The sequence below is a fragment of the Jeotgalicoccus marinus DSM 19772 genome, assembly GCF_000425825.1.
Lineage (GTDB): Bacteria > Bacillota > Bacilli > Staphylococcales > Salinicoccaceae > Jeotgalicoccus > Jeotgalicoccus marinus.
The window spans coordinates 39,743-54,816 of record NZ_AUEE01000008.1 but is presented as its reverse complement, the minus strand read 5'-3'; the positions used below and the strand labels follow the sequence as shown (position 1 = coordinate 54,816).

At 37.6% G+C, this 15,074-nt stretch carries 18 protein-coding genes; 2 read left to right on the top strand and 16 right to left on the bottom strand.

Translation table 11 applies throughout. The features are described 5' to 3' along the window. Window positions 1–139 precede the first annotated feature (139 nt). The 15 genes from H624_RS0105905 to H624_RS0105835 all read right to left on the bottom strand — a co-directional run bounded on the left by H624_RS0105905 (window position 140) and on the right by H624_RS0105835 (window position 11,897). Window positions 140–409: a Txe/YoeB family addiction module toxin gene (locus H624_RS0105905; protein WP_026866763.1), complete on the bottom strand. Its 270-nt coding sequence runs from the start codon at window positions 407–409 to the stop codon at window positions 140–142. Further along, entirely contained in the window at window positions 409–657 is a 249-nt protein-coding gene (locus H624_RS0105900; protein WP_026866762.1) for a type II toxin-antitoxin system Phd/YefM family antitoxin, read from the bottom strand. Before H624_RS0105900 ends, H624_RS0105905 begins: the two co-directional genes overlap by 1 nt. A gap of 139 nt (window positions 658–796) precedes the next feature. Further along, window positions 797–1,618 (bottom strand): PhnE/PtxC family ABC transporter permease, encoded by an 822-nt coding sequence (locus tag H624_RS0105895; RefSeq protein ID WP_026866761.1) that lies wholly within the window; start codon window positions 1,616–1,618, stop codon window positions 797–799. After that, the gene (locus H624_RS0105890) at window positions 1,618–2,430 is read right to left on the bottom strand and encodes a PhnE/PtxC family ABC transporter permease (protein ID WP_084145743.1); all 813 of its coding nucleotides are present in this window, start codon (window positions 2,428–2,430) and stop codon (window positions 1,618–1,620) included. The genes H624_RS0105895 and H624_RS0105890 overlap by 1 nt, the downstream gene beginning before the upstream one ends. Window positions 2,431–2,440: 10 nt before the next feature. Beyond that, complete coding sequence (phnC, locus tag H624_RS0105885; protein ID WP_026866759.1) at window positions 2,441–3,208, bottom strand: phosphonate ABC transporter ATP-binding protein; 768 nt, start codon at window positions 3,206–3,208, stop codon at window positions 2,441–2,443. Between the two features lie 219 nt (window positions 3,209–3,427). Continuing rightward, a complete protein-coding gene (locus H624_RS0105880) occupies window positions 3,428–4,495 on the bottom strand; it encodes a PhnD/SsuA/transferrin family substrate-binding protein (protein WP_035856236.1) in 1,068 nt (355 codons plus the stop codon). Window positions 4,496–4,592: 97 nt separating this feature from the next. Then, window positions 4,593–5,408, bottom strand: a complete 816-nt coding sequence (locus tag H624_RS11690) for a PHP domain-containing protein (RefSeq protein WP_035856234.1) — start codon at window positions 5,406–5,408, stop codon at window positions 4,593–4,595. Next, the gene (locus H624_RS0105870; protein ID WP_026866757.1) at window positions 5,408–6,106 is read right to left on the bottom strand and encodes a phosphonate C-P lyase system protein PhnL; all 699 of its coding nucleotides are present in this window, start codon (window positions 6,104–6,106) and stop codon (window positions 5,408–5,410) included. Before H624_RS0105870 ends, H624_RS11690 begins: the two co-directional genes overlap by 1 nt. A gap of 10 nt (window positions 6,107–6,116) precedes the next feature. Beyond that, on the bottom strand, window positions 6,117–7,292 hold the full coding sequence (phnM, locus tag H624_RS0105865; RefSeq protein WP_035856232.1) for a phosphonate metabolism protein PhnM: 1,176 nt from the start codon (window positions 7,290–7,292) through the stop codon (window positions 6,117–6,119). A 12-nt stretch (window positions 7,293–7,304) separates the two neighbouring features. After that, window positions 7,305–8,147 (bottom strand): ATP-binding cassette domain-containing protein, encoded by an 843-nt coding sequence (locus H624_RS0105860; protein ID WP_026866755.1) that lies wholly within the window; start codon window positions 8,145–8,147, stop codon window positions 7,305–7,307. Next, window positions 8,140–8,985, bottom strand: a complete 846-nt coding sequence (locus tag H624_RS0105855; protein WP_026866754.1) for an alpha-D-ribose 1-methylphosphonate 5-phosphate C-P-lyase PhnJ — start codon at window positions 8,983–8,985, stop codon at window positions 8,140–8,142. Before H624_RS0105855 ends, H624_RS0105860 begins: the two co-directional genes overlap by 8 nt. After that, window positions 8,982–10,058 (bottom strand): carbon-phosphorus lyase complex subunit PhnI, encoded by a 1,077-nt coding sequence (locus H624_RS0105850; RefSeq protein WP_026866753.1) that lies wholly within the window; start codon window positions 10,056–10,058, stop codon window positions 8,982–8,984. The genes H624_RS0105855 and H624_RS0105850 overlap by 4 nt, the downstream gene beginning before the upstream one ends. Then, window positions 10,059–10,619 (bottom strand): phosphonate C-P lyase system protein PhnH, encoded by a 561-nt coding sequence (gene phnH / locus H624_RS0105845; protein ID WP_026866752.1) that lies wholly within the window; start codon window positions 10,617–10,619, stop codon window positions 10,059–10,061. Window positions 10,620–10,629: 10 nt separating this feature from the next. Then, window positions 10,630–11,049 (bottom strand): phosphonate C-P lyase system protein PhnG, encoded by a 420-nt coding sequence (locus H624_RS0105840; protein WP_026866751.1) that lies wholly within the window; start codon window positions 11,047–11,049, stop codon window positions 10,630–10,632. A gap of 152 nt (window positions 11,050–11,201) precedes the next feature. Then, window positions 11,202–11,897, bottom strand: coding sequence for a GntR family transcriptional regulator (locus H624_RS0105835; protein ID WP_026866750.1), 696 nt, complete (start codon window positions 11,895–11,897; stop codon window positions 11,202–11,204). A gap of 201 nt (window positions 11,898–12,098) precedes the next feature. Here H624_RS0105835 and H624_RS0105830 point away from each other — a divergent pair, with 201 nt between their 5' ends. Both H624_RS0105830 and H624_RS0105825 read left to right on the top strand, forming a co-directional pair. Next, a complete protein-coding gene (locus tag H624_RS0105830; protein WP_026866749.1) occupies window positions 12,099–12,680 on the top strand; it encodes a xanthine phosphoribosyltransferase in 582 nt (193 codons plus the stop codon). Next, complete coding sequence (locus H624_RS0105825) at window positions 12,680–13,972, top strand: nucleobase:cation symporter-2 family protein (RefSeq protein WP_035856229.1); 1,293 nt, start codon at window positions 12,680–12,682, stop codon at window positions 13,970–13,972. Before H624_RS0105830 ends, H624_RS0105825 begins: the two co-directional genes overlap by 1 nt. Window positions 13,973–14,025: 53 nt before the next feature. On the opposite strand, the gene H624_RS11685 is transcribed toward H624_RS0105825, so the two are convergent. Then, a complete protein-coding gene (locus H624_RS11685; RefSeq protein WP_051220498.1) occupies window positions 14,026–15,024 on the bottom strand; it encodes an ABC transporter ATP-binding protein in 999 nt (332 codons plus the stop codon). Window positions 15,025–15,074: the final 50 nt, after the last annotated feature.

Below are 15,074 nucleotides of genomic sequence, written 5' to 3'. Positions count from 1 at the left end.
TGAACGTCCAGATCTTTTCTATATGATATTCATTGGTAGTTTTGTTATTCCTACCCTCATACATGTATTGATTTTTCTATAATTTACACAAAAAAGAGACAATATCGAGGGTTAATCCTTAATATTGTCTTTATTATCATTATTTATAATGATATCTACAAGACGCAACTAATATCGCATATTCATTTACTGTGTACACTAATCTATGTTCATGATTAATTCGTCGACTGTAATAACCAGAATAATTACCAACTAATTTCTCAGGCTTCCCTATTCCTTCTAAAAAACCGTCTCTAGAAATGCTTTTTAATAATTGGTTAATTCTTTTAACCAACCGTCGATCTTTGACTTGAAAATATTCATAATCCTCAAAAGCTTGAGGTGAAAATGTAATATTGAGTTTCGTCATTAAATCGAGATATCCTTATTTCTAACATTCCCACGCTCTAGGTTTTCAATAGATTCCGATAAACGTTTTGCATTAGAAGGACTTTGTTGTAAATAAAGAGTTTCCATGATTTCGTTATAACTTTCCTCTGACATCATGACCGCATTACGGTCTTTAGTTGTAATGATAATCGCATCACTATCATCGTTCACTTTGTTTATCATGTCTTTAAAATTTTCGCGTACGTAAGAATAAGATTTAACTGTCATAGCATTCACTCCTCACAATTAAATTGTACAATAAGTTGTACAATACTACAATTATTCTATTTCTTAAAAAAATCGCCAATAACATATATTAGAAAACTCCCGTTAAGTCAGTTTAATCCAACTTAAGAGGAGTATATTTTTACGCTGATACTTTTAATCGATTCGCTATTAATTCTAAGATAATCGCTACGACTAGGATAATTAATGTAATGGCACCGACTTCTTGCATATCATAGTAGAATGAACTTGACATGAAGAGCTCGTATCCTATTCCACCAGCACCTGCTGCAGCACCCATGGCAACTGCAACACCGAAGTTAATTTCAAATCGTAGGAAGGTCCATGAAATCAAGTAACTTTTTGTCTGTGGAACAATTACCTGAAATAGGATGTGTCCATAGCTTGCACCAGATGCTCTAAGCGCCTCGATTTTACCTTCATCGACTTCTTCGAATGCTTCACTATATGCTTTTACTAGATAAGCAACTGAGTGGAAGATCATTCCGATTACCGCTGCAACTGATCCAAGCCCTGCTGCAATCGCAAAGATAAGCACCCATAATACTGTCGGTACAGCACGAATAACTGTAATGAAAGCTTTTATAGTATTGCTCAACCAAGGTTTTGACAGGTTAACTGCTGTTCCAAAGGCTAGGAACAGTGAAATGATTGCACCGAGTATCGTTGCTAAAAAGCCAAGTGATAAGGTAACAGCGACTTGCCATAGTGCATTTGACCAAGTTGTATTGTTTAAACTCGGGGACAGGAACATTTGACCTAAGTTATCTATGGTCATTGGTATTGCCTGTGTTAAATCAAGCCCTGTGTAGTCCATTAAGAAGAATCCAACTACTGTGAATATAGCAGACCCGATTATGAGCCATTTTAAAATAGTCTGTCCACGGTTTGGCTTGGAGACTTTTATAGAGCCGTTAGAATCATATTCTACTGTTGACTGCATTATAAAATCTCCCTTCTAATGATATTTGATATTGCTTCAATGATTAATACAGCAAGGACGATTGCCAGTGTGATCAATGTCACCATCTCGTAGTTTAGTTGTTTATAGTATAGGTCAAATAAGTAACCAATACCTGTACCCGTCAAGAGACCAACTAGTGTTGCACTGCGAATGTTCGTTTCAATCATAAAGAGAATCCAACTGAACATCTGTGGCATGCTCCCTGGTAACACTGCCTTGAATATTGTGTGCCAATAAGTTGCGCCAGTCGCATTTAAAGCTTCTACTGAATCGCGGCTACCTTCATCAATCGTTTCAATAAATGCTCTCACTAAGAAACCGAATGATCCAAAGAATAGAGCGAGAAAACCTGTCATTGAGTTTGTACCAAAACTAATAACTAAGATTAGGGCCCAGGCAACAACGGGAATATTACGTGAAATTGATGCAATAATTTTTGCTAAGTACATCAGTGGTTTGTTTAGGTAAGTTAAGCTTGAGCCCATCAAGGCAAATACTATAGCAAATACTGATGCTGTCGTAGTCGCAACAATTGATATCAACACTGTCTCCCAAAGTAATCGGAGTACACTACCTAAGTTCGCTAAAGTTGATTGTGAGAACATCAAGTTACTCGCCATCCAAGAGATCGCAGCCGGAATCGATAAAATTCCGTCAACATGGTTGTATTCAGTAATGTAGCTTGCGAGCATTATCAAACCGACAATAATCACAACAGTCAGTAGAAGCATTAGATTTTTCTTTTGAATGATATTGATATCCTTAGCGTTAATCGTTTGTGTTTGTCTCATCAATTATCACCTACTCCATAATTAAGTCATCGAAATCTGTTCCATAAATCTTCTGAATGACTTCCTTATTTATTTCGTTTGGATGACCGTTAAAGACCACTTCACCACTATTTAAGCCAATAATTCTGTCAGAGTAATTCTTAGCTACATCCACTTGGTGAAGGTTAACGATTACTGTGATACCTTTTTCATTACAGATTTTTCTTAAGTGTTCCATAATGATTCTAGAAGAGCTCGGATCTAGTGAAGCAATCGGCTCATCACAAAGAATAATTTTCGGCTTTTGAACAAGCGCACGAGCAATTCCCACTCTTTGCTTTTGTCCACCTGATAATTCGTCACAGCGCTTATATATATGATCTTGAATACCAAGCTCCGTAATAATATCTAGTGCTTCTTCTTTTTCCGACTCTGTATACATTGAAAAAATACCTTGAATGGAGTTTTTATAACCCAATGTACCGTGTAAGACATTTTCAAAAACTGACAGGCGATCCACTAGATTATAGTGTTGGAATATCATACCGATGTTCGTTCTCATCTTACGCAGTTCTTTACCTTTGATTTTAGTAATATTTTTATTATCAAAATCAATCTTTCCTGAAGTCGGTTCAATCATGCGGTTGATAGATCTAAGAAGTGTAGACTTACCAGCTCCTGATGGCCCTATAATCGATAACAATTCACCTTTTTTGATATCAAAGTTTACATCCTTTAGAACTGTTTTACCTTTAGAATATTCCTTATTTAAGTTTTCGATAGACATGATGACAGGCATTTGTTTGACTTCTTCTTTACTTGCTACCTCTACTGTCTCTCCTGTTACTTCTGGATCCTCGTCAAATGAAATGAGCACATCGTCAGTTGCCTTCTTATTGAAATCTGTTTTTGTCTTTTGTTCTTCTTTTAATTTATTATCCACCGCCATGGATGACGTCCTCCTATGTAAAAAGAGGGGGAATCCCCTCTTTAAATAAATATTATCTTTTCGATTAGATTATTCTGCGCTTAATTCTCTGATTGGGTCGAACCACTCATCTTCAACAACTACGAAACGCTCGTCAGCTGATTTTGTGAATAGACCGCCTTCTTCTGAATCTTCAGGAACGAAAATGTTTTCATTGTTTGCAACTTCATCAGATGCGAATACTTCACGTAATTCTTCAACTGTTTCAGAACCTAATGTACTTTCATTAGCAATAAATGGTGCATTAAGTACTGGTGTAGCTGAAATGATTCCGAACTGCTCTCCAACTAAGTTAGAGAATGGATCTGCAGCACCTTCAGATACTTCATAGATTGCACCAGGTGTATTTTCTTCACCTTCAGCAAGTTCTACATAGTTTTCAACACAAGTGTCACAGAACGCTGCAATTTCAGCTCTGTCGTTAATCAAGTTAACTGCTGAACCTTGGTGAGTATTACCGAACATTACTTGGTCAAAGAAACGACCGCTTTCTGCAAGGTCTTCCTCAGTTAAGTCTGCATACTCATCAGTTTCTGAGAAATGATTTAGAATTGTAGAAGTAGGTACTCTAAATCCTGATGTAGATGAAGTTGATACGAATGAGAAGTTTTTACCTGGGAACTCATCGATTGAGTATTCTCCTTCACCAGTTTCGAACTGTTCCATGTTGTCGACCTTAGTTGCAAACCAGCTGTAGTATAAAGCATCTTCTTCAGTACCAGATGGACCAGATGGTACAACTAATGGAGTAATATTGTCGTTACGTTCTTTTGCTTGTATGTATCCTTCTGCACCAGTAAATGCAAGGTCAGCATTGTCGTTTACAATACTTTCAATTGCAATTGCATAGTCAGTTGTAAGTTCATGTTCAACAGTTCTGCCTGTTGCTTCCTCAATAATGCTTCCAATCTCGTCACGAGCATCAGCAAGTTCGTTACCTGATTCATTTGGATACCAAACTAAGTTGATTGGCTCATCACTGTTTTCACTAGCATCTGCTGTATCCTCTTCTGTTGATTCTTCTTCGTTGCCACTACCACATGCTGCTAAAATTAATACCAAAGTTAAACCGAGAAATAGATTGAGAAACTTCTTCATTTTCAAACTCCTTTAGTGAATTTAATTACATAATTTATTAAATGATATTTCGCTTGGTAAGTAAATGTGATTTACAGCTATTTAACAGATGTTTATATTATCTAAATAATGCCTCTGTTTTACTTAATAATTCATCGTCTAAGCCAATGTCTACAGTGGCTCCAAAGTCACCATGGTAGTCAGATCCACCTGTAATAAAGAAGTCATATTGTTCAACCAGAGCATCAACTTTTTCATAATCCATCTGATCATGGTCAGGATGATATTTTTCAACACCATCGATTAGTTCTGCGTTCTCTTCAATCAAATCATAACTATTTAATTGTCCTGGGTGCGCAATGACTGCATAACCATCGTCCGCTCTAATCGCTTTTAAGGCTTCAATAGCATCGACATATTCAATGTCTCCACTAGCTGGTCCCTTGTTCTTAAACAAGGTACGGTACTTCGTTGTGTAGCGTGCATTGGTATAATGTTCATCACAAATTGCATGCATAATATGCTGTTTATAGATGACACCAACAGGTCCAACTGTTGCCATAACCTTGTCCATATCCACATCAATACCGTAATTTTTAATCTGTTCAATCTGCCAGAGTGAATGTTGATGACGTCTGTTAAGTAAAGGAACTGTTAATTTTTTAATATTTGGAGCATCTAAATTGTAGTTATAGCCTAAAATATGCACTTTTCTGTCTCTCTTAAAGTCATAGGCAGAGATTTCTATACCAGGAATTAAGTCGATACCTATGCTTTTTGCAAATGGTAGCGCTTCATAATATGTCATATTTGTGTCATGATCGACGAAGCTTAACATTGACACGTCCTCTGCTTTAGCAAGATCTAACACTTTATTTACATTGTCTTTACCATCGGAAAAGTTACTATGCACATGCAGATCTATTTTAGACACTATACAGCACGCTCCTCTATTGTTTTTGTATTCATGTCATACACCTTTGTACATAAACCGTCCATAAATTCAAGGTCATGGAAGATACCAATTAAGGTCGTTCCACCATCGATTAACTTAGAAATAGTCTCTCTCACCTTTAACTTCGATTTTTCATCCAGTGATGCCGTCGGCTCATCGAGTAATAATAGTCTTGGTTTTTTTACGATGGCACAAGCAATGTTCAATCTTAGTTTTTCTCCACCAGAAAACGTATTTGGATAGTTGTGCCACAAAGCTTCAGGAATATCAAAGTGTCTAAGGGCTTCTTTTGCCTCTGTTTCAGCCGCTTCCTTATCGACCCCCATCTCTAGCATTGAGTTAATAACAAGTTCTAGCGTTGTTGTTCTAGGCATAACTTTTAAAAACTGAGACACGTAACCTATTTCATTTGTGCGAAGACTGATTAAGGCGCGGTCAGTAATACCGTGTAAGTCGACTTCACCAAAGGCTTTTGAGTCGTAAGTGACCGTCCCGGAAGAGGGTTTATAGGTCCCGTAGATGCTTTTTAGAATCGTTGATTTCCCGCTACCACTCTCTCCGACGATACCTAGAAATTCACCTTTTTTTACATCGAATGACACACCCTCGATCGCTGTTCTCGTTTGATCTAAATGATGAATGGTGAAAGATTTACTGAAATCTTTAATGCAGATCATATTGTCCCTCCTAATCTATTCTGTAATGGTATTGGCTGACGATTTTACCATTGACGATACATTCTGTAATCGTCGGATAGTCATCGTGTAATCTAATGATGTTAATGTCTGCTTTTTTCCCTGTTTCTAATGAACCAATTTCTTCATCCATCTGGACTGCTTTTGCTGGATTAATAGTAATTAATTTAAAGGCATCAACAAGTGGATAATCCGCTTCGTTGTGAAGCTTAAATACTGAATGCAACATGGCTGCAGGATAATAATCACTACATAAGATTGAAATGCAGTTTTCTAAGATGGCATCTTTAGCATTTAAATTTCCTGAATGCGATCCACCTAGCATGATATTTGGTGCACCAGCAAGCGTGTACAGTCCCTTGTTATTTGCATACTTAGCCACTTCCATCTTTATAGGGAATTCACTGATTGTCGTATCTAGACATTCATTAAAATCAATCTTTTCAATCGTATCGTCATCATGAGACGCAACCGCAACATTTTTTGACTTTGCAAGTGCTGCAAGCTCCTTCATATCCTCTATAGAGAGGCGGTCCATCTGACGCTTTTCATCTATTTGGCGATCGATTTCTTCATCCGTTATGTTTTGATAACCCTTCATTGTATGACGGTAAGTCTCAATGTCTCTGTACTGACCTTGCCCTGGCGTATGATCCATGAAACTCAACAAGTGAACACGCTCATTTTCAAGGTGGTCCATGATCGTGTCTTTCATTTCGACTGCATCAAGTTCAAAGCGAGCATGCATGCGATGCCTAATCAAACGCTCTTCATTGTGCGTTCTATGAATAGCATGAATGAGTTTATTCACATTTTCCGGCTGACGCACTGGCTTATGACCAAAGAGATCTTCCTTATAGATTGATAATGAATGAAACATCGTCGTAATCCCGTGTGAACTTAAAATACGTTCTGATTCTTTGATACCAATGTTAAAGTCCATGACTGTCGTCGGTCTTGGTGCGATAATGCCTTCAATATAATCTGAATGAATATCGATAAAGCCCGGGCTCACATAGCCCCCTTCAGCATCGATGACCTCTTCATCTGAAGTCAGCTCTAATTCTGACATTGGGATGATGTTTTGGATTTTATCCTGTTCAATAATGACTGCATGATTTTCTAAAACTTCGCTTTCAGTAATGACACTACCGTTTGTAATGATCAACTGTTTCACCTCTTATAAGATTGAGTAGACGAGCTGTTGTGTATATTCGTGTTGTGGATCCTCTAGAATTTGATCGGTAATACCGTGTTCAATCACTTGGCCATCGAGCATGACCATGGTGCGGTCACATAACATGCGAATGATTGCAAGATCATGGGAAACGACAATCATGCTCACACCCATATCTCTTTGAATTTCCTTAATTAACTCGAGTACATCTGCTTGGACAGATAAGTCTAGACCTGTTGTCACTTCATCTAGTAAAAGAATCGGTGGATAGTTAGATAAGGCTTTGGCGATTTGAACACGCTGCTGCATCCCACCTGAGAAATTTTTAGGTGCTTCGTATTTACGACGGAGCGGAATATTTACCTTGTTTAAAAAGTGATCCGCGCGGTCTGTCATTTGACCGACGTTACGGTTACCACTGGCAATTAATTTTTCTGCAATGTTCGTCACAGATGAGAAATCCATCTTTAGACCGAGCATAGGATTCTGGTAGACCATACCGAGCTGTTCATTTCTAATCTGTCTTTTTCTTTGACTACTTACTAAAAATACATTGTCTTCAGCATTTGGATCTTCTGGTAAGACATAAGTCCCAGTTGAAGCTTCCTGGTCAAAATACAACATTTTCATCAAGGTACTTTTACCGCTTCCACTTTCACCAACAACACCGAGGATTTCTCCTTCGTACAAGTCAAAAGAAACATTTTTAACTGCATGTACAGTATTACAATGTGGGCACATATTCTTTTGTAGTTCAGCGCTGTCATCTTTACAGTAGTCGCAGCCGTTGCCAAACTGTTTTGATAAATCTTTTATGGATAAAACAACATCATCAGTTTTATGCATTGACGCTATCCTCCTCGTTCAATTTCTCAAGCATATAAGACGTATCATTCGTCACATAGTAAGTTTCACCAGTCTCTTCATCGACTAATTCATCCATGAATACACCAGTTAAACCTGACTCGCGACAAATTTTGTCAGAGAAGTCTTCGACTTCAAATGGATAGTCTTCAAAAGCTAATGATTCAACATCTGTATACGGTGGAACGGCGTGAATTTTCTTCTCACGACCTGCACCGAGTAGAATCAAACCATCGTTTTGATGCATCTTCGGATTATCGAAACGTGGAATCGGACTTGGTGCCATGACATATCTGCCGTTGACCATCACTGGATAGTCTGCATCATCTGTAATGTGGCCGTGTCTCATAATCTGCTCAAATAATTTAATGTAAGCACCGCTGTATTCCTTATCGCCGTGAAGTAATTTTGTCTTTCTTTCACTTGGCTCAACCGGTCTTAATGGTTCTGGCATCGGCACTTGTAGCACTAAAATTTGAAAAGGCTTTAAAGGTACTTCAGGAATACGGTGACGTGACTGAATTAAAGTAGCTTCTGCTGTATGAATCGTTTCTTTGACACTTGTTGTATTCTGCACAAGATTTCTAATATTGACTGCATTGACAGATTCATCTGAACCTTGGTCAATCACTTTAAGGACATCTTCCTGTCCAATAAGTGATAATGTGAGCTGAAGGCCGCCCGTTCCCCATCCTCTGGCAATCGGTAATTCACGAGAGGCAAATGGCACTTGGTAACCTGGAATGGCAATTGCTTTTAAAGTCTTTCTTCTAATTTCTTTTTTTGAATGTTCATCTAAGAATGCGAAATTTTGACTCATTTTTGGTCCTCCCTACCTTGACGCATGCGGTCTAGTTTCGATTGGAACGTCACATAGTGTGGTAGCTTCAAGTGAGAAATGAAACCGGTAGATTCAACAGAATCGATATGGAACATAATGAATTCATCATCTGACGTTGGTACACCGTCTATTGGGTGTTCTAGGCTATAATCAAGCACACTCATAGCAATTGCCTTTGTTTCATTTTGTCCAAATACTAGGCCGTATCCAATTTTAATTAGCATGTCTTCGTCAGCAGTTGTTTGATCATCAGCAACGTCTGGCATAAAGCCATCAATCTCTGTCATTTCAAAGTCTCCGATAAAGTACTCACCGTACTCATCATCAATATCGACAAATACTGGCTGCTGACCGACTCGACATTCTCCGATGTTAGGGTGAGATGTAAAACCATAGCCACGAATTTCAGCATAACCTAGAGAAGTCACAGCACCTGTCTGACCACGTGTGAGTGCCTGTAGTCTTTGACTTCTTGTACTTGGAAACTCGATAGATTTTTTAGTGATGTCATCTGGTTCATCATTGTTTTCTTCATCTCTTACAAATAAACCTTCTTTTTCTAAATAATCGATGACCTTAGGTAATTTATATAATTTATAGTTGTATCCCACTTCTTTATAGCTGATGTCTTCAAGTGGACCTTCTGATAATTCCTTTAAAGAATCGTCAAGTAGTCGATGCGTAAAGTCTGGTGATGCACCGAGTATCTGACCCCCTGGAATGTCTTTAAAGCTTGCCGAAATTCTACGTTCAACAAACATATCTCTCGTATCTGTAATGGTTGAATAGTATAACCTTGGTAGTGTTGAACGATGCGCTCTCATTAGGAAGACAGCTTCCTCCATATTGCCTTCAGCTTGCTTGATGGCAAGTGCAGCTGTATCTCTATCATAGAAACTTGCTTCACTCATGACTTGGTTGATGAGCTGACGCATGTTTGTTTTAATTTTTTCAACTTCTATATCAATGCCTTCTTCTAGGCGTCTGTTCTTATATAAAAGTACAGAATTGTTAATCGCATGTGCGCCACCCTTTACAGCAACGTAACCCATCTATGCCACCTCCACTTTCGTCGTTCTAGGAATCATCATTGCCCGATTTTCCTTATCGGTAAGAATGATATCCAATCCTAAAGGAAACTCTTTACACGCTTCGTTTCTTAATGATATCCATTCATGCTCTATAGCGATGTTAACTTTTGTCTCGTCTTTAATACCTGGACCACTAAAGATATATGATTCTCCTGAAGTAACGCTGTCTACTTCAATGATTAAAGTTACCGACTTTTCAGGTGAAATTAATACACCGTGAGCAGTTTCTGTGAAATATTCTTCCTTTAAATCTGCTGCTTGCAAGACAATAAAATCAGTCTCTTTTAATGAATCAATTGACTTCGCACCAGTTAGCACCTTAATTTCCTTATCCATTGCCTCATCTGGTGTTATAAAGGAAATTTCATTATCAAAAAGCGTCATCGTAGTCAGTAAAGTGGCATTGGAAAAATCTGAGTAATTCTTTACTTCTTCTTCAATAAGTTCAATATGTCCTGGTCGACTTGTAATATTCACAAGTTGACGGTAAACAGCTTGGGTCGTATGTACTATAGTCTTCACTGATATCCTCCTAATCGTTCATCATGTCGAAGCTGACTTTAGTTTGTAAAATACGTTCTGTACGTTCTTTTACATTCTCGTCTTCAATAGCGCTTAGTTTTTCGATCATCATGTTAAATTCTTCTGTAAATTCACTGCATTTATTTACTAAATCGATGAAACTTAAGGCAAGAGAAAATGTTTCATCTTCACCTTTGATCAAACCAACACCGACTGTTTGTCCACTTCTTATCTTTGTTTCAGTGATCAATACTTCACCTATGTAGAACAAAGAATTTTGAGCGTGCTCTCTCATCTTCACCATTGTGAGTCCAAGCTCGGGACCACTGATCACTTCAAAGTCTAAGTCGTTTTTATGAGTTTCAAAAAATTCAATTGCTTCATCTCTTCCGTATCTTGCTATAAGTGCTGACCATTCTTTTCTTTTCATGTCACACCCTCCTATGTCATTAACAATAACTTGTTGCCAAGTTACAAAAGTTTAGACTTAGTAAAGTAATGTAAAGCTTATGTTTAGGATTGTAGATATAAGATAAAAAAGCCGATATAAACTCATCAATAGAGTTTATATCGGCTTTAGGCTTAACCTTCATCAGATAACTTATGCTTGAATAAATCACTTCTATATAATATTTTCACTTTTTCTAAGCATTGGTTTGTTGAAGTATCATAGGTTGAAGTTTCAAATACAATAAGTGGTACAAGTTCACTGCATTTTAGCATTTCCATCACTTCAAGTGTCGCAAACTGAGCAGATACTGTGCGGTCGCGACTTGTCAGATTCGTATGCCCCTTACTTTCGAAAAAGGTATACACAGATTGCAACTGGTTTTTCTCTTCATATATATTAGGAAATATATCCGTTCTAATGTAAGAAATATGGATGGCACATGGCACATTATCAACAATTCTTAAACGTGAAACCTTAAACGCTTTTTTTCCTTCGAAGGTCATCTCATCCGTATAATCTGCATGTATAACTTTACTTTCATATGGAATGTTTTGAGCTTCCATCTTCTTTGAAAAACTACTTGCACCGGTCACTGTAAAATCAATGACAGGTAAGGGTCGATTCACAAACCTTCCTACGCCCTGTCGACTATGGACACTACCCATCTTCTCAAGTTGAACTAGCGCATTCCTTGCATCAATTCTCTTAGACTTAAACTGATCAGCAAGCTGATTTTCACTTGGTAGCTTATCTCCGGGTGCGAGCTGTCCATTTAAAATCATTTCTTGGACTGAAGTACGTATTAAAGTTTCTTTAGAAATATCCACGCTTTAAGACCGCTCCTTTTTTCATCTAGATTAATTATACATTGTTCAAATCTATCAATCTAACAATAACAATTCACGAATGTTTATAATTTTTATTTTAAAATAAACATAAATATAGGAACTATTTTAAATTTAACTATTGTAAAGTTCGTGATTTCTGTTAATATATATACATTCATAGAAATAAAGGAGACTTCACTAATGGATTTACTTAAACAACAGATTTTAGAGCAAGGTACTGCCTTATCGGATAATGTACTCAAGGTAGATAGATTTCTAAATCATCAAATCGATCCAAAACTTATGGTCGAAATCGGTAAGGAATTTTATCGTATATTTAAAGATGAAGGTATTACTAAGGTTTTAACACTTGAATCTTCAGGTATTGCGCCTTCTGTTATGACGGCTTTAAATTTTGATGTACCTGTTGTATTTGCTAGAAAGAGAAAGTCATTAACCCTATCTGATAATCTCTTAAGTGCTCAAGTATTCTCTTATACTAAGCAGGAAACAAACATGATTAGTGTGTCAGATCAGTTCATTACAGCTGATGATAAGGTATTAATCATTGATGACTTCTTAGCAAATGGTGAGGCTGCCAATGCTCTGATTAGTTTAGTCGACCAGGCAAATGCAAAAGTTGTCGGTATTGGAATCGTTATTGAAAAATCATTCCAAAGTGGTGCAACAATTTTAAAAGAAAAAAATTATAGAGTAGAATCATTAGCAAGAATTGAATCATTAACAGATGGCACAATCACTTTTAAAGAGGATAAAAACTAATGGCATCTAATATTAAATCTCATGCAAAAGATTTTTCACTTGGACTTCAGCATGTACTTGCCATGTATGCAGGTGCAGTCATTGTGCCCCTTATTGTTGGTAATGCGATTGGCTTAACGCCAGTACAATTGACGTATTTAATTGCCATAGACATTATGATGTGCGGGGTCGCAACGATTCTGCAAGTTTGGAAGAATAAGTTCTCAGGTATCGGATTACCTGTTGTACTTGGTTGTACCTTTACCGCTGTAGGACCAATTATCAACATTGCCAATACATATAGTGTACAATCTGTTTATGGGGCAATATTAGTTTCAGGTTTACTTGTTGTCATTATTGCACCGATTTTTAGTAAACTTATACGCTTCTTCCCACCTGTTGTTACGGGGACTGTTGTTACAATTATAGGAATTACATTGATGCCAGTTGCTTTTAATGACCTAGCTGGTGGTCAAGGCGCCGAAGACTTCGGCGCTCCAATCAACTTATTTTTAGGTTTCTCAACTTTAATTATTATTTTAATCATTTTAAAATTTGCTAAAGGATTCTTTGGTTCTATCGCAATCTTAAGTGGGATTATTGCGGGTACTGTACTAAGTTCTTTCTTTGGTCTTGTTGATTTTAAACCTATACTTGATGCATCTTGGTTACATTTACCTCATGTCTTTTACTTTGGTACACCAGAATTTCATATACTACCGATATTAACGATGACCTTAGTTGCGATGGTCAGTTTAGTGGAATCGACTGGTGTTTATTTTGCCCTTGGAGAAATTACAAAGATAGAAATTAAAGGAGAAGACTTAAAACGTGGTTACCGTGCAGAAGGTATTGCGATTGTCTTAGGTGGTTTAGTGAATGCTTTTCCTTATACAACCTTCTCTCAAAATGTCGGCTTGATACAAATATCCGGTGTTCGTAGAAACAAAATCATCTACATTGCGGGTTTGATGCTCATCATTTTAGGTCTCGTTCCAAAAATTGCGGCACTTACACTGACCATTCCGGGTCCAGTTCTCGGTGGTGCTATGATCGCAATGTTCGGTATGGTTATCAGTGCAGGCATTAAGATGTTGTCACGTATTGACCTTAACCAACAATCTAATATGCTAATCGTTGCAGTTTCAGTCGGTATGGGGCTCGGTGTTACAGTTGTTCCTGATTTATTCTCTGCCCTACCTGAAAACCTGTCTGTCATTACTTCTAGTGGTATTGTCATGGGGAGCTCAACCGCTATTCTCCTAAACGCAGTATTTAACTTCAGGTCGATCGTTAATGCAAGAGATTTCTAGATATATAGTAAATGGAGAGGTTCCGATTACAGTCGGAACCTCTCCTTTTTGACTTAATATAGAGCAATACCATTTTCATCAAAATGATGAAAGTTTCCAACATCAAAACCGATAGTGATTTCTTGCCCCCTATTGATATCATGCTGACCTAGCCATTTAGCATAAAGAATTCGATCCTTAAATTTAAAGGTTAATAAGGTGTCCACCCCGAGCTGCTCAACACTGTCGACTCTAACCGTATAAGTACCACCTTGTCTTACATTCTCAGGTCGAATGCCAACTTCGTAACCAGTCGTCATCCCTAAATCTTCAGCTTTAATAATATTCATCTTAGGTATGCCGATAAACTCCGCAGTGAACCGGTTAGCGGGTTGATTATACAAATTAATCGGTGTATCAACTTGTTGAATCTGACCATCGTGTAGGACACATATTCTATCACCCATTGTCATGGCTTCTGTCTGATCATGCGTCACATAGATCATCGTTAGGTTCAGTTCTTGTTGTAGTAATTTAATCTCTCGACGCATATGTGTTCTGAGCTGCATGTCTAAGTTTGACAACGGTTCATCCATCAAGCACAAGGGCATACGACTGACCGCCATTCGAGCTAAGGCGACTCTTTGTTTCTGTCCGCCCGAAAGCTGTTTGGGTTTTCTTCTTAATAGACCATCTATACCTAATATGTTAACCGTGCGTTTTAATCTATCCTTTTGTTCATCTTTACTAATCTTTCTCGTCTTTAAGCCAAACAAAATATTTTCTTCAACTGTCATATGCGGATACAGGGCATAGTTTTGGAATACCATGGATATATTTCGGTCTTGCACAGCAATATCATTGATTTCTTTTCCATCCATTAGAATGCTGCCTGCTGTAATTTCTTCAAGGCCAGCAAGCATACGAAGGAGTGTTGTTTTACCTGAGCCAGAAGGCCCAACTAAAACGAAGAATTCTCCACTATTGATGGTTAAGTTTATATTCTTTAACACATGGTTTTCTTTTGTCCCATAACGTTTTGATATATTTTTAAACTCTATATTTACACTCATACCAACCGCTCCTCATCATTACTTTAATTATACAGAAGGTCATGGATTGT

What these genes read in the sequence shown, in the direction of transcription:
- H624_RS11685 (WP_051220498.1), bottom strand. Translation starts at nt 15,024, where the DNA reads ATGAGTGTAAATATAGAGTTTAAAAATATATCAAAACGTTATGGGACA.
- H624_RS0105860 (WP_026866755.1), bottom strand. Translation starts at nt 8,147, where the DNA reads ATGCATAAAACTGATGATGTTGTTTTATCCATAAAAGATTTATCAAAA.
- H624_RS0105895 (WP_026866761.1), bottom strand. Translation starts at nt 1,618, where the DNA reads ATGCAGTCAACAGTAGAATATGATTCTAACGGCTCTATAAAAGTCTCC.
- H624_RS0105830 (WP_026866749.1), top strand. Translation starts at nt 12,099, where the DNA reads ATGGATTTACTTAAACAACAGATTTTAGAGCAAGGTACTGCCTTATCG.
- H624_RS0105825 (WP_035856229.1), top strand. Translation starts at nt 12,680, where the DNA reads ATGGCATCTAATATTAAATCTCATGCAAAAGATTTTTCACTTGGACTT.
- H624_RS0105870 (WP_026866757.1), bottom strand. Translation starts at nt 6,106, where the DNA reads ATGATCTGCATTAAAGATTTCAGTAAATCTTTCACCATTCATCATTTA.
- H624_RS0105900 (WP_026866762.1), bottom strand. Translation starts at nt 657, where the DNA reads ATGACAGTTAAATCTTATTCTTACGTACGCGAAAATTTTAAAGACATG.
- H624_RS0105855 (WP_026866754.1), bottom strand. Translation starts at nt 8,985, where the DNA reads ATGAGTCAAAATTTCGCATTCTTAGATGAACATTCAAAAAAAGAAATT.
- H624_RS0105840 (WP_026866751.1), bottom strand. Translation starts at nt 11,049, where the DNA reads ATGAAAAGAAAAGAATGGTCAGCACTTATAGCAAGATACGGAAGAGAT.
- H624_RS0105850 (WP_026866753.1), bottom strand. Translation starts at nt 10,058, where the DNA reads ATGGGTTACGTTGCTGTAAAGGGTGGCGCACATGCGATTAACAATTCT.
- H624_RS0105880 (WP_035856236.1), bottom strand. Translation starts at nt 4,495, where the DNA reads ATGAAGAAGTTTCTCAATCTATTTCTCGGTTTAACTTTGGTATTAATT.
- phnC (WP_026866759.1), bottom strand. Translation starts at nt 3,208, where the DNA reads ATGCCTGTCATCATGTCTATCGAAAACTTAAATAAGGAATATTCTAAA.
- H624_RS0105890 (WP_084145743.1), bottom strand. Translation starts at nt 2,430, where the DNA reads ATGAGACAAACACAAACGATTAACGCTAAGGATATCAATATCATTCAA.
- H624_RS0105905 (WP_026866763.1), bottom strand. Translation starts at nt 409, where the DNA reads ATGACGAAACTCAATATTACATTTTCACCTCAAGCTTTTGAGGATTAT.